16 protein-coding genes are annotated in these 13740 nt (G+C 50.2%); 8 read left to right on the top strand and 8 right to left on the bottom strand.

What is annotated here, in order from left to right; translation table 11 throughout:
• Window positions 1–200 precede the first annotated feature (200 nt).
• Together BLQ88_RS32150 and BLQ88_RS32145 are read left to right on the top strand one after the other, a co-directional pair.
• Window positions 201–410: a hypothetical protein gene (locus tag BLQ88_RS32150; RefSeq protein ID WP_090157128.1), complete on the top strand. Its 210-nt coding sequence runs from the start codon at window positions 201–203 to the stop codon at window positions 408–410.
• 77 nt (window positions 411–487) lie between these two features.
• Window positions 488–709: a hypothetical protein gene (locus BLQ88_RS32145; RefSeq protein ID WP_090157127.1), complete on the top strand. Its 222-nt coding sequence runs from the start codon at window positions 488–490 to the stop codon at window positions 707–709.
• Window positions 710–905: 196 nt separating this feature from the next.
• Here BLQ88_RS32145 and BLQ88_RS32140 read toward each other — a convergent pair whose 3' ends face one another.
• The 3 genes from BLQ88_RS32140 to BLQ88_RS32130 form a co-directional block, all read right to left on the bottom strand.
• Window positions 906–2066 carry an ATP-binding protein gene (locus tag BLQ88_RS32140; RefSeq protein ID WP_090157126.1) on the bottom strand — a complete coding sequence of 387 codons (1161 nt, stop codon included), beginning with the start codon at window positions 2064–2066 and terminating at the stop codon, window positions 906–908.
• 85 nt (window positions 2067–2151) lie between these two features.
• Complete coding sequence (gene pdeM / locus BLQ88_RS32135) at window positions 2152–2793, bottom strand: ligase-associated DNA damage response endonuclease PdeM (RefSeq protein WP_090157125.1); 642 nt, start codon at window positions 2791–2793, stop codon at window positions 2152–2154.
• A complete protein-coding gene (locus BLQ88_RS32130) occupies window positions 2783–5245 on the bottom strand; it encodes a ligase-associated DNA damage response DEXH box helicase (protein ID WP_090157199.1) in 2463 nt (820 codons plus the stop codon). The genes pdeM and BLQ88_RS32130 overlap by 11 nt, the downstream gene beginning before the upstream one ends.
• Before the next feature lie 147 nt (window positions 5246–5392).
• Between BLQ88_RS32130 and BLQ88_RS32125 the strand changes: the two genes are divergently transcribed.
• A complete protein-coding gene (locus tag BLQ88_RS32125) occupies window positions 5393–5605 on the top strand; it encodes a hypothetical protein (protein WP_090157124.1) in 213 nt (70 codons plus the stop codon).
• A complete protein-coding gene (locus tag BLQ88_RS32120) occupies window positions 5605–5997 on the top strand; it encodes a type II toxin-antitoxin system VapC family toxin (RefSeq protein WP_090157123.1) in 393 nt (130 codons plus the stop codon). Before BLQ88_RS32125 ends, BLQ88_RS32120 begins: the two co-directional genes overlap by 1 nt.
• Before the next feature lie 40 nt (window positions 5998–6037).
• On the opposite strand, the gene BLQ88_RS32115 is transcribed toward BLQ88_RS32120, so the two are convergent.
• The 5 genes from BLQ88_RS32115 to BLQ88_RS32095 all read right to left on the bottom strand — a co-directional run bounded on the left by BLQ88_RS32115 (window position 6038) and on the right by BLQ88_RS32095 (window position 9922).
• Window positions 6038–6397: a DUF4143 domain-containing protein gene (locus tag BLQ88_RS32115; protein WP_510185995.1), complete on the bottom strand. Its 360-nt coding sequence runs from the start codon at window positions 6395–6397 to the stop codon at window positions 6038–6040.
• Window positions 6398–6531: 134 nt separating this feature from the next.
• Window positions 6532–6882 carry a DUF5615 family PIN-like protein gene (locus tag BLQ88_RS32110; protein WP_176885177.1) on the bottom strand — a complete coding sequence of 117 codons (351 nt, stop codon included), beginning with the start codon at window positions 6880–6882 and terminating at the stop codon, window positions 6532–6534.
• On the bottom strand, window positions 6882–7115 hold the full coding sequence (locus BLQ88_RS32105; protein ID WP_090157121.1) for a DUF433 domain-containing protein: 234 nt from the start codon (window positions 7113–7115) through the stop codon (window positions 6882–6884). Before BLQ88_RS32105 ends, BLQ88_RS32110 begins: the two co-directional genes overlap by 1 nt.
• A gap of 102 nt (window positions 7116–7217) precedes the next feature.
• Entirely contained in the window at window positions 7218–8816 is a 1599-nt protein-coding gene (locus tag BLQ88_RS32100) for an ATP-dependent DNA ligase (RefSeq protein WP_090157120.1), read from the bottom strand.
• Window positions 8813–9922 (bottom strand): ligase-associated DNA damage response exonuclease, encoded by a 1110-nt coding sequence (locus BLQ88_RS32095; RefSeq protein WP_090157198.1) that lies wholly within the window; start codon window positions 9920–9922, stop codon window positions 8813–8815. Before BLQ88_RS32095 ends, BLQ88_RS32100 begins: the two co-directional genes overlap by 4 nt.
• Before the next feature lie 113 nt (window positions 9923–10035).
• On the opposite strand from BLQ88_RS32095, the gene BLQ88_RS32090 reads away from it, so the two are divergent.
• From BLQ88_RS32090 to BLQ88_RS32075, 4 genes are read left to right on the top strand one after another with little or no spacing between them, the layout of a single operon-like run.
• Window positions 10036–10425 carry a DUF5618 family protein gene (locus BLQ88_RS32090; protein ID WP_090157119.1) on the top strand — a complete coding sequence of 130 codons (390 nt, stop codon included), beginning with the start codon at window positions 10036–10038 and terminating at the stop codon, window positions 10423–10425.
• A gap of 26 nt (window positions 10426–10451) precedes the next feature.
• Window positions 10452–11621 carry an ABC transporter substrate-binding protein gene (locus BLQ88_RS32085; RefSeq protein WP_090157118.1) on the top strand — a complete coding sequence of 390 codons (1170 nt, stop codon included), beginning with the start codon at window positions 10452–10454 and terminating at the stop codon, window positions 11619–11621.
• Window positions 11618–12670 (top strand): iron chelate uptake ABC transporter family permease subunit, encoded by a 1053-nt coding sequence (locus BLQ88_RS32080; RefSeq protein WP_090157117.1) that lies wholly within the window; start codon window positions 11618–11620, stop codon window positions 12668–12670. Before BLQ88_RS32085 ends, BLQ88_RS32080 begins: the two co-directional genes overlap by 4 nt.
• Window positions 12667–13704 carry an ABC transporter ATP-binding protein gene (locus BLQ88_RS32075; RefSeq protein ID WP_090157116.1) on the top strand — a complete coding sequence of 346 codons (1038 nt, stop codon included), beginning with the start codon at window positions 12667–12669 and terminating at the stop codon, window positions 13702–13704. Before BLQ88_RS32080 ends, BLQ88_RS32075 begins: the two co-directional genes overlap by 4 nt.
• Window positions 13705–13740: the final 36 nt, after the last annotated feature.

Genomic DNA, 13740 nt, shown 5'->3' with positions numbered 1-13740 from the left:
AATTACTGTCCCTCAACTCCAGACGCGATATTCCATTTTGCGGAGTGGTGACGGAATTTGAATTTCAAAAAATCATAAAGGGCCTCCTAGTAAGCCGACGTATCGATGAAGAGTTCAAGGACGAGGTACGTGAACTTCTGATAGAAAAAACCTGAGAAAGTAATTGCGGAGTTTTCCATAAAATCATTAGTTTTGATGAAATGACAACGTTCCAATCTATTGAAGAAGCCTTTGACTGGTGGGTCAAAAATTTATATCCCACTTTAACTCCTGAGCAAAAGCGCGGCAAAGCAGTTCAGGCAATGCAGGATTACATTTATGGAAAGGGGATTTCAGAAAAACGAATGCGACAAATATTACTGGAATACGGTCACTTTGAAATCGAAACCATAGTCCGATACAAGCCATAAAGGCTTTTTTATTTGCCAGTTTTTACGGAGTTCTCCGTAAGCTCTTTTTGATTTTTCACATTCAACTTCAAGCAGCTATGACCACACTTCAAAACACTTTATCAGACGAACACGAAATTATCAAAGCATTCTTCCAAACCGACAGCCCCAGCGAAATCATCAATTCGCTGACATTCATGACAGAAAGCCTTCTCTGTACTGAAAACATGGAGAATATGAGCCTGGAAATGCGGATGCATATTGTGAATCAGAATCGGGTTATCAATTTGATTGCGCAGCTGGGAGAGCATTATCGGTGATTTTGACGGATGCGCTCGTTAGGAGGCTCCATCCGGAGCCGTACATATTTTGCATCGCTAGATTACTAGAAACAGGATGTTCCTCCGGAACTTCCGCGGCAAGATTGATTCCGGAGGAATCTTCTGTTTGTAGCATACCGTAGTTCAGCCTTGCGACGGGGCTCCGTATGGAGCCTCCTTAATGCAGGCCGCGAGTCTAAACACCCCGTTTCAACAACTCAAACCAATTCATTACACTAATCCCATTCGAACGCTCTTCAATCTGATTTCCGGCGTAGGCGATGTAGCCGGTCGTCGCACCGCTTAGCTTTTTCCAATAGGTGATATTGCCGAAAAATTCATTGTTAACGGTCTTTCCGGCTTTAATCTCGACAGGGATTAAGGTGAGGCCATTGTCGATGACGATGTCAACCTCCCGCCCGGTTTTATCGCGCCAGTAGTAAAGATTGACGGGCCTGCCGGCGTTGGTCCGTTGCTTCACGAGCTCGGTTACCACGAGGGATTCGAAAAGCGCGCCGCGCAATGGGTGGAGCGGCAGTTGTTCGATAGCCGAGATTCCCAGCAAGGAGCAAACCAGCCCGGTATCATAGAAATACACTTTGGGCCGTTTCGTGAGGGTTTTGTTGAAGTTTTTAAAATGCGGACGAAGCAGATAAATGATAAAACTGCTTTCCAGAATTCCTATCCACGACTGCACGGTTTTCGTGTCCACACCGGTGTCGACGGCGAGAGAAGTCAGGTTCAATTCCTGGCCGCTTCTTCCCGCAAGCAGTCGCATAAATCGCTCGAATACAATTAGATCGGTAATGTTTTTGATTTGCCTGACGTCACGGTCGATGTAAGTCCGCAAATAGTTTGGGAACCAGTCTTCCGGCGGGATTCCCGGCTCGTAAATCGGTGGGTATAGCCCTTTGAATATGAGTTGATTCTCATCGGGTACGTCGGTCATGTTTCCAAAAAGCTCCTCCGTACTAAATGGAAGCAAATTGACAATGGCGACACGGCCGGCCAGCGTTTGAGAAATGTTTTGCTGTAACAGAAAATTGTTTGAACCCGTGAGAATGAAACGGCCGGGCGAAGGAGATTCGTCGAGGATTTCCTGCAAATATGAAAACAGCTCAGGCGCCCTCTGCACTTCATCGAAAATAGCCCCGGATTCATATCTTGACAGAAAACCACGCGGGTCCTCCAATGCAAACCGCCGGACGTCCGGGTTTTCAAGTGAGAGATATGCCTTATCAGGAAACAATGATCTTGACAATGTGGTTTTACCGGATTGACGAGGCCCCGTGACAGCCACAGACTTGAACTGGGTGGCCAGTTGTTCGATTTTTGACGCAGCTATTCTTTCGATCATACATCAAAAATAAGCAAAACCGGAAAAATATGGAATCTGATTCCATATTTTTCCGGTTTTATCATAACAACTTAAAAATCAACAGTTAACAGACCGAAAAAACCCGCGTTTCAGTAGTTATATAAATCTTTCGATCATCAGCGAGCCCCATTTGATAACCTCCCGTGAATACTCCGAAGCTTGGTAGAATGGCCTGGTGCTTATCGATGACGAAGCATGGCAGCCGCACGCTTTGGCGGCCGCGGCCGTAGGAAGTAAAAACTGGATGCACGTGGCCTGCAAAAACGAATTTGGAGGTGTCAAACTCTATTTTCGGGTGATGGGTAAAAATGAATATATCTTCCTCATAATCATTAATATACACTTCCAGATCACATTCAAGCAGGAGGCTTACGGGCAGGATGTCGTGGTTGCCCATGACGATGATCATTTCGATGTAGTGGTGTTCGGCGCGCCATTCGCGGAAGGTTTCCCATTCGGAATTGTATTCATTGTGGAAAAGGTCGCCGAGGAAAATGATGCGGGTGGCGCCGGTTTGCTGCACAAGCTCGTTAAGCCGCTGGAAGTTGTTGGCGATGGCATTATTGGGGATGGCGATGCCTTCTTTCCTGAAATGCGTGATTTTACCTAAATGCAGGTCCCCGATCAGTAATGTTTGCGTTTCTTCCCAAAAAATCGCGCGCTGCGTCAATAATATAAAGCGGTTACCTCTGATCTCAATCTGCATTACTGTACTGTTTGATCATTCGCTGGATCCTGTCGTCCAGTTTTTCCGAAGTTAATTGTTCCCGAAGCCTGTCGACCATAATCGGGAACGAAAATGGCGTGGGCCTGTCGGTGTGTTGTATGACTATTTTCTGATGTTCGATCCGCGCCAGCGCCTGACGCATGCGGACTTCTTCGAGCTGGTAGGTCAGAACCTCCTGATATGCCTGTTTGATCAGCAGGTTATTGTCCTCGTATTTACTCATCACATTGAAAAGCAACGAGCTAGACGCTTGTAACTGCCTCGTTTTGACATATTTACCCGGATAGCCCTGAAACATCAGCCCGGCAATGGCTGCGATTTCCCGAAACTTCCGCTTCGCCATTTCCGTCGCATTTACGCTCTGGTAAATGTCGTCCACGAGCTGTTTGGTTGAGAAAAGATCGGTTTCGCCCAGGATTTCGCCGACATCGACATACTGATCACTTAACAACTCAAAACCGTAATCGTTCATCGCCACCGAAAACGTGATCGGCCGCAGCTGGCTAATGCGGTAGGCCAGCAAAATCGACATTCCCTCATGCACGAGCCGCCCCTCGAACGGAAATATAAAGATATGATATCCCTCCCTGGTTTCGCATTGCTCGATCAGCAGCTCGTTGGTTTTCGGAATGACCGAGCGCTTCGCCTGCAATTCGAGCAGCGGCTGCATTTTGGCCAGTTCCACTTCCTTATGCGGGTTTTCGATCGCATCGGCGAGGCGTTCACGGATGAATGCGGATAGTTGGGACGAAAGCGGCATCCTACCCCCCGCCCAGCGCACCAGGTAGCCTTTCTTCCCATCGGCCTTTTTCACCGTCACGGTCATTTCATGGATTCGTACAAATTCCACACTCATACCCGCAAAGAAGAAAACGTCGCCGGCCTTCATCCAGGTAACGAATGACTCTTCCACCGCACCCAGGTATTTGCCGCTTTGCAGCTTCACTTTTAGCGAAACTTCCGAAACGATCGTGCCCATACTGAGCAAATGTCGATGCGCAATGCGCCGGCTCGTCACCACGTAACGCCCATTCACGCGCTCCACTTTCTTGTATTCGTCATAAACCGTGAGCGACGAACTGCCGGTAGTAATGTATCCTAAAAGCCATTCCCACTCTTGGCGGTTCAGGTATTGGTAGCCATACGCATTCCGAACTTCCTCGAAAAGCTGCGCCTCATCGAAGCCCTCGCCCACCGCCAATGTGATCATCCATTGAGCCAATACATCGAATGCGTGAGCAACCGGCGGTCTATCCTCGATCATGTTTTTGATCACGCCTTCCCGTAACGAAACCGCTTCGATCAGTTCCAATGCATTGGTTGGACAAAAATAAATCTTGCTTTCCACGCCCGGCTGGTGACCACTCCGGCCCGCCCGCTGCACAAACCGCGCGATGCTTTTCGGGCTTCCTACCTGGATAACCGTATCCACAGGCCGGAAATCTACTCCCAAATCGAGGCTAGCCGTGCAAATCACCAGTTTCAAGCGCTCGTCATGCAATGCCTCTTCCACCCAATCGCGGATCTCGCGATCGAGCGACGCGTGGTGCAGAGCCATAATGCCGGCAAACTCCGGGTATTTCTCGATAATCGTGCGGTACCATATCTCAGTTCCTGATCGCGTATTCGTAAAAAGCAGCGTTGTACGGCTCTTGTTCACCACTTCCACGACCTTATCCACCAGCCTGATACCCATGTACCCCGACCACGGCAACGTCTCGACACGTTCGGGGATGATACTTTCTACCCGGATTTTCTTTTCGGTATTCGCACGGACCGTCACGGCGTTTTCCTGCGGGAACTGCATGCCAAGGAGTACCTGCCTGGCTTCTTCCAGGTTTCCGATGGTGGCCGAGATGCCCCAAGTCTGAAGACCCGGGTTGATGGTGCGCAGGCGGGCCAGCGCCAGTTCGGTCTGGGTACCGCGTTTGCTGCCCATCAGCTCATGCCACTCGTCGATCACGACCGTATGGAGGTTTTTGAAGAATTCGGAGGCATTCTTTTGCGTAAAAAGCATGTGCAGGCTCTCCGGCGTGATAATGAGCGCGTCGGGCATTTGGCGTTTCTGTTCGTTGCGCTCGCGCGTGCCCGTATCGCCCGTACGTATGCCCACGCGCCACGTGAGGTTCATTTCAAGTGCCGCCGTTTCCATATTCCGGAAAAGGTCTTTCGAAAGCGCCCGAAGCGGCGTGATCCAAAGGACTTGTAACCCCTTTTTAGTCTTTAACGGCTTTTTAGGAATCGAATTAATGTGCCTGATCAGGATCGGCAACCACAAAGAATAGGTCTTTCCGCTGCCCGTCGGCGCATTCACCAACCCACTTTTCCCCGCCAGATAAGCCGCAGCCGCCTCCTTCTGAAAGGCCGCCCACTTCCACTTTTTATCTTTAAACCATTGCTCAACAATGCTATGTCCGCGGGATTTGGTCAAGGGGAATTTCGTTTTGAATTGAATCAACTGAAAGTGTTATACAAAAGCAATCCAACTTCTATGCCATAGGGTCTGTCGCCAACGTGCTGCTGTCATTAATCGACCTGAATTGTTATATTTGTTTAAAGGAATCAACCAGTTAAAGCTATGCTTACCACCATTGAAGGAATTTATGAAAATGGGAAAGTAACTCTCAAAGAATCGCCGCCTGTGACGAAAAACAGCAAAGTTCTGGTGACTTTTATGAGTACTGACGGCACACAGGTCGGCCAAAAACGCAAATTAGGTAGTATGGCAGGAACCATTAAGATGGCAGAAGACTTCAATGAAAGCCTTGACGATTTATCCGACTATATTTAATGGCATATCTACTCGATACACACACAATACTTTGGAGTCTTGGTCAACATCACAAACTTTCTGAAAAAGTCAGAAACATCATCGAAGATCCTGGCGCCATTTGCTACACAAGTTATTTGTCTTTCTTTGAGATGGCCATCAAAAAGAAGACAGGTAAACTGGAATTGCTGCATCCTATCTCTCGCTACTACAACGAAACGCAGAAGATCGGCATTCAAACTTTGACCATAAAGCCACAGCATCTCGACCTTTATGATGAACTGCCGCTTTGGGACAACCATCGCGACCCATTCGACAGAATGCTAATCGCAACTGCAGTTGCGGAGGCACTAACTATCATTTCAATCGATAAGAAATTCACTTTGTACAACAATGTACAGGTGATTTGGTGAAATATAGCTGGCTTGCTACGCAGAAGCCCACGATTGGTTTTCAATAATTCATTATTTCCTCCATAACAGCATTGAGCGAAGTGGCGATTACGCCGTCGCCCATGGGAAATGTGTCTTTTCCGGAATAAATGACAAACCTTTTATCCGGCTGAATATCTTCACAGGCGATGTAAAATCCTTTGGACAAACTGGGCGCTGAATTTCGCTTGATTTCTATCGCCCACTTTTTACCGTCGGCAAATTCCAGAATGAGATCGGCTTCGGCACCGCCTGCGCTCCGGTAAAAATAGGGCTGCATGCGGGCTGGTGCCACACTCATGATATTTTCGATTACAAACCCTTCCCAGCTCCCGCCGACAACAGGATGCGCCAGCAGGTTATTGAAATTTTCAATGCCCATCAAAGCATGGGTAATGCCACTATCGCGCACATAAATTTTCGGGCTGCGTACCAGCCGCTTTCCTGCATTAAAATAGTTATATTTTAACGAAAATTAATTTATAAAGTAACTGAATTGCGCGACTATGATTAAAACTACAAATGGAAAACCTCGATACCATCCGCCGTAGCAATGATCATTCTAGCATCTGTAAGATGTATCGTGATCAACTCCCAGTTAGCAAGAAAAAAATCATGAAGATCTTTCAATAGTAAATTACCCAACTTCAAATGAATGACTTTTACGGGCTCCTTATCCAGCAGGCACCGGTGATAGAAGTCCGAATCCTTTGTAACGATGACCAGATCATGCTCGCGTGCATAATCCCAGATGTCCCGGTCAGGCCATTTAGCATTGATATCGATCACAAACTCGAACTCGGGAGAATTGAAAAAGCTGAAAAATTTGGGAAGGTTGACGTCTATCAAATAGCGACAGGCCGGCATCAGGCAGCGGTTAAGGAGAAATGTTCGCCATCAACTGTTTTAGCAGCAAATTCGATGCATGCTTTAATGTCGGCTTCTTCCAGGAATGGATAAGCAGACAGGATATTTTCAATGCTTTCGCCAGCGGCCAGGTATTCCAAAACCGTTTTCACGGTGATCCGAAAACCTCTGATTACCGGCTTCCCATTGCATACCGCTTCGTCTATTGTAATTCTATCCAGCTGACTTTCCATATCGGTTTCATTTAGCTACCTACAAAAATAACATTTAATCCCTGACCCGACTATTCCAAATTCGGGCACAAATAGTGTATTAAAAGATTGATGTTCAATCGGTCATTTATAATTACCCAATATCTCCTTCAAACTCCCCAAACTATCCGCCTCCTCCGCTTTCTTATCCTTCCGCCACCTTAAAATCCTTGGAAACCGCACCGCGATGCCGGATTTATGCCGCGTGGATTCATTGATCCCCTCAAATCCGATTTCGAAAACCAGCTCGGGCTTGACGGTGCGGACTGGGCCGAATTTTTCCAGCACATTGCGTTTGATAAAATAGTCTACCTGCCCGATTTCGGCGTCGGTGAGGCCGGAGTAGGCTTTGGCGAACGGGACGAGCTTGCCATCGTCGCCCCAGACGGCGAAGGTGTAGTCGGTGAAGAGCTCGGCGCGGCGGCCGGAGCCTTTTTGAGCGTAAATGAGCACAGCGTCGACGCTCAATGGGTCGATTTTCCATTTCCACCAGTCGCCTTTCTTACGGCCCACCTGGTAGGTACTCGCCTTGCGTTTGATCATAAATCCTTCGGCAATGTTTTCGCGCGATTGCGAATGGAGGTCGCGCAGGGCCTGCCAATCTTTGAAATCGATCAATGGCGACAGGTTGAAATAGTTTTGCGCGGGTACATTCGCGTGTAACGCTTCCAGCTGCGCGCGGCGTTGCTCCTGCGTGAGCCCTCGGATATCAACGCCGTTTGCTTCGAGCATATCGTAGGCCAGAAATGCCACAGGTGCCTCTTCCAGCACCTTTTTGGATAAATTTTTACGGCCAATACGGGTTTGCAGCACATTGAACGGCATCGGGCGGCCGTTGGAATAGGTTACGATCTCGCCATCGAGCACGGTACCGTCGGGCAAGACGTCGCTCAGGAAATGCAGTTCGGGGAATTTTTCGGTGGATAGCTCCTCGCCCCTGGTCCAGATGAAGAGCTCTTTGTTCCGGTAAATGATCTGCGAACGGATGCCGTCCCACTTCCATTCGGCAAACCAGTCGCTGGCTTCGCCGAGGTCGGCCACGTCACCTTCGATCGGGTAAGCGAGGAAAAACGGGTAAGGCCTCGACGCATTGTCGTTTTCACCTTTATCGAGTATCAGTTGTTCAAAAGTGGTTTCGAGCGGATCCCACTGCCCCATTACGCGGTGGGCGATCACATTGGAATCTGTTTCGGTGGCTTCCGCCAATGCGCGTACCACCAGCGTTTGTGACACGCCGATGCGGAAACTACCCATAAGCAATTTGTTGAACACGAATGTCTCAAGCTGCGAAAGCTGCATCCAGGCCTGAGTGATGTGGTCGTGCTTCTCTTCATCGGTCATTCCGGGCAGCATACCGAGGTAGCGGAACCATTCGGAAAGCGATTTATCCGACCCGCCAATGCTCGTGCGTGGCAAAAGCAACGAAATGGTTTCCCCCAGATCACCTACGCTGTGATAACTCTCCTGGAAAAGCCACATAGGAACGCCTGCTTCCGCCGCCGCCCACTCTTTCACCTGCGTGCGATTGACCTTAAACGACGGCCTTCGACCTGTAAACAATGTCAATGCCCAGAGCTTATCGTCGTCCGGGGCGGCCAGGAAGTAATTTTTCAGCAAATCGACCTTCGCATTCGTTTTGTTCGTGCGGTCGAGGTTCATGAAGAGGTCTGCAAATTGTTTCATAGCTCAGAACCGTCTTTATCGGCATTCACAGCTCCATCGAGCTCCTGCTTGTGTTCTTGATATGCGTCCTGGCCTGCCGACGCATCCTGCACGGTTTCTTCTTCCTCATTCTCATCCTCATTGCCGTACATCGTGGTCACTTCCGCTGCTTCAATGCCATTTTCATTCAGCCAGCGCGAGTATATGCTCGTGTAGCCGTGCGTCACATACACTCTTTCGGCGCCCGTTTCCTTCACGGCCCGGTTCAGGTCCGGCCAGTCGACGTGGTCGCTCAGCACAAAGCCCTGGTCCACCGCCCGGCGGTTCTTGGCGCCGCGTAATGCCATCCAACCTGAACAATAGCCGACCGAATAGGGTGCAAATTTCTTAATCCAAGTTGTGCCATCCGCAGAGGGAGGCGCCAATATCAGCGCACCTTTAAACAGTTTGCGATCGGTTTCTTTGGTAACCAATGTCAATTCCGGCAAATCGAAACCAGCCTCGCGCAGGCGCTCATTCACGGTATAGATAGCTCCGTGCGCATACATGACCGAATCCTGCAACTGTATATTCTTCAAAATCCGCTGCATTTTTCCGAGCGAATAGCCCATTAACACACTGGCTTTGCCGTCGGCGCGGTTTTGCGCCCACCAGTCGTCAATCTCCGACATTACCTGCTGCTGCGGCTGCCATTTATAGATGGGTAAACCAAATGTGGATTCAGTGATAAACACATTGCATTTCACTGGTTCATACGGCGTAGCAAAATTGTCATTTTCCAGCTTGTAATCGCCGCTGGCTACCCATACCTCACCCTGGTACTCGACCCTGATCTGCGCCGAGCCGATGATATGCCCGGCGGGGTGCAGCGAAAACTTCACACCGTTGATCATGAATTTCTCACCATACTGAACGGTTTGCAGGTTAATATCCTGCCCGAGCCGGAGCCGCAAAATAGGCTCACTGTCTTTATGGGCCAGATAATGCTGGCTACCCCAACGCGCGTGGTCACTGTGTGCATGCGTGATGATCGCCCGGCCGACCGGCATCCACGGATCGATATGGACGTCCGCAACGGCGCAGTAAATACTTTTCCCGGTAAACTGTAAGAGAGGCTGTTTTGGCATATTGTGGAATTTATCAAAAGTATGCCAGAATGCGATCCGCAATTTATTGTTAACTTGAATGTTACTTTATCCAAAAGTGAGCGTATTAAGGTAAACAAATCTTATACAGCACTATGGCCGAACAAAATGCCCCCGTTACCCCCTCACAGGAAGCCGAACGCTACCTCGAAAACGCACGCCTGATACTGACTGAAAAAGCCGGTAAGAAAGATGGGTTATATGCGGATGTTAAATATGTAAAAATGGCTGCCGGCACGGCTTATTCGGCGGCATTGCTCATTCTGGATGAGTATCTCCGGCAGAAAGAAGGGATTCATTTCACAAAGCCCAAAAGCATTGAAGATTACATGAGCCGATTGAGAAAGTACGACAAGAAGCTTCTGAGAATTCTGGCCAGCGTCTACGACGAACTACACCTAGCAGGTTACTATCACGGTACACGTTCTGTGGATACAATGCAGAAAGGAATGAATGGTGTCAAACAAATGCTGAACTATATTTGAGAAAATTAATTTTCCCGCATATAGTCATGCCCAGAATTTCCCACCTGCTCTTGTTGCTGACCCTGGTCATTCAAGGGTGTAATTCCAATCGGAACGAACAGCAAGAACAGATCGCCGTTAATGATACGATTACAGGTTTCACAAAAACCGAAATCCACCACGCGAAAGGTTTCAGCATACAGTATTTCAAAGATTTCAAACTGGTCAGCATTATTAACCCGTTTGGCGGAGAAGGCGATACTTTGCAATATATCCTTCAAAAAAAGGGAGCAGCATTGCCCGGCGGTTATCCACGTGCCCAGCGCATAGAGGTACCGGTAACAAATCTGGTGGCAATGTCGTCCATGCACGTCGGTTTATTGGGTTTTCTGGATGCGGAAAATGTGCTGACGGGCTTGGGCAGCCTGCAATACGTGTATTCGCCGAAGGTAATCGCGTCGATCAAGGCTGGAAAAATAGCGGGCGTAGGCCGCGACCAGGGTTTGAATGATGAGAAAGTCATTGAAATGCAGCCCGGCCTGGTGATGACGATCGGTAATCCCGGCGGTAATATGGACCATTACCGCATGCTGAAAGAAGCCGGAATACCGGTACTGATCAATTCGGAATGGGTGGAGCAGACGCCGCTGGCCCGCGCCGAATGGGTGAAGCTCATGGCCGCATTGCTGGATAAGGAAGCGCTCGTCAATGAAAAATTTGCCCAGGTGGAAGCGGAATATGAGCGGCTCTCTGCACTTGCCTCGAATGCGACGCCCAAGCCCACGGTACTTTCCGGACTGAACACGAAAGATGCCTGGTTTATGCCGGCGGGCAATAGCTACATGGCACGCTTTTTCAAAGACGCCGGGGCCGACTACCATTGGCACGATTCGCCTGCAACCGGAAGCCTGCCCCTTAGCTTTGAAGCCGTTTACCCGTTCGCGCTCACAGCCGATTACTGGCTCAATGTCGGTTTCGACAGTCGTGACACCCGGAAAAGCATTCTCGCGCAGGATTCCCGCTACGGCGATTTCAAGGCCATGAAAACAGGCAGGGTGTACAGTTACAACCGCCGCGTGAGCGAGCAGGGTTCCAACGATTTTTTCGAATCTGGCAGCGTGAACCCGCATACCGTACTGGCCGATTTGATCCGGATTTTCCATCCCGAACTGCTCCCGGAGCATCAGCTCGTGTATTATAAACAGCTTCCTGAATGATTTACAATACTCAAAACAGAAGCTGGCTATTCATTCTCCTGGGCATTCTTGCGCTCGCCCTGTTCTGCCTGGACATTATGCTCGGCTCGGTGGCGATACCCTTCAAAGAAGTATTCCGGATAGTGACCACGGGCGAATCCGAAAGCCGTGCGTGGCTTTTTATCATTGAAAAAATACGTTTACCCAAAGCCATCACCGCCATCCTCGCCGGTTGTGGCCTGTCGGTAAGCGGGTTGCAAATGCAAACGCTCTTCCGAAATCCGCTGGCCGGGCCGTCGGAGCTGGGCATTACCGCGGGCGCGGGGCTGGGAGTAGCAGCCGTAATGCTCGCGGGCGGGAGCAGCGCGAGCATGTACGCGATCAGCCAACTGGGGATTTCGGGGAGCTGGCTGATCATCGGCATGGCTTCGCTGGGTTCGGCGGGCGTTCTGGCACTTATTCTGCTGATCGCGGGCCGTATCCGTGACAATGTGATCCTGCTAATCGTAGGCGTGATGATCGGTACGATCACGCTCTCGATTATCAGTATCTGGCAATATTTCAGTCAGCCCGAACAGTTGCAGGAATACATCATGTGGATGTTCGGGTCGCTGGGCGGGGTTACGGGTTACCATTTGTACGTGCTCTCGGGCGTGGTCACGGGTGGTTTGCTGCTTGCTTTTGCTTCTTCCAAATCATTGAATGCGCTGCTATTAGGTGAAAACTATGCGAGAAGCATGGGACTTAGCGTCGGGCGGACGCGCTTGCTGATCATGCTCAGCACGAGCCTGCTCACCGGCAGCATCACCGCTTTCTGCGGCCCGATCGGCTTCGTGGGCATTGCCATTCCCCATATTACCCGTTCACTGCTCGGGACGTCCAACCACCGGGTGCTTATTCCGGCAACCTGCCTTACCGGAACCGTGCTGCTATTGCTCTGCGATATCATCGCCCAGCTTCCCGGCACGCAAACCGTCATCCCGATCAACATCGTGACTTCCCTCCTGGGCGCTCCCGTGGTGATCTGGATCATCATCCGGCGTAATAACATTCGCACGTCATTTTCATGAAAAACCGGAAACCCATAGTCGAAACGCACGCGCTGGCGATCGGTTACCGGTCGTCCGGTACTGTACGAACGGTAGCGGAAGACCTCAATTTACAGCTAAGGCCGGGCAGTCTGGTATGCCTGCTGGGTTCGAATGGTGCAGGTAAATCCACATTAATGCGCACATTGAGCGGCCTGCAACCGGCGCTGGCGGGCGAAATCAGGATCGACGAACGCCCGCTCCAAACGCTGAAACCCGTCGAGCTTGCCCAAAAACTCAGCCTCGTGCTCACCGACCGGATCGACGCAGGCAACCTGAATGCGCGGGAGGTGGTTGCATTGGGACGCACGCCGTACACCGATTGGCTTGGCTCACTCACCCGGGATGATCATTCCAAAATAGCCCAAAGCATTGAACAGACCGGCATTGCCCCGTTGCTCGACCGGCATATGCACCAGCTCAGCGACGGCGAAAGGCAGAAAGTAATGCTCGCACGCGCGCTCGCGCAGGACACCCCGCTGATCCTGCTCGATGAACCGACGGCCCATCTGGATTTGCCCAACCGCGTCGAAATGATGCGCCTCCTGCATACGCTCGCACGTGATACGCGCAAGGCGATCCTGCTCAGCACGCACGAGCTGGACCTCGCACTGCAAACCGCCGATGAGCTCTGGCTCATGCACCCGAACGGGACGATAATGACCGGCCTACCCGAAGACCTGGTGCTGAACGGGGCATTCGAAGCCACATTTGCAAGAAGCGGCTTTGCATTCGACCGCGCTACCGGCACATTTACTATTCATCAACCCAAAAACAATGCACAGATTTACCTCGAAGGGCCTGATAAGCCGCTCTTCTGGGCCCGGCGCGCATTGCAACGGGAAGGGTACGGCATCAGCAGGTACCGGGATGTTGACTGCGTTGTGAGGGTGTCCGAGGCAGAAAATGGTTTTATGGCGGAAATCATCTTCCAAAACCAGCTATTCAAAGTCGCGTCGGTTCAGGCACTTATTGAGCAAATGCGTGTGTTTTTCGTTTCAAACGGGGAGTTTTAAATCCTGTAAATGCACTCAATCGAGTAAAAATCGGTT

The sequence above is a fragment of the Dyadobacter soli genome (assembly GCF_900101885.1).
Classification (GTDB): domain Bacteria; phylum Bacteroidota; class Bacteroidia; order Cytophagales; family Spirosomataceae; genus Dyadobacter; species Dyadobacter soli.
Note: the sequence above shows the minus strand (reverse complement) of the source record. Positions and strands in the feature narration are given on the sequence as shown.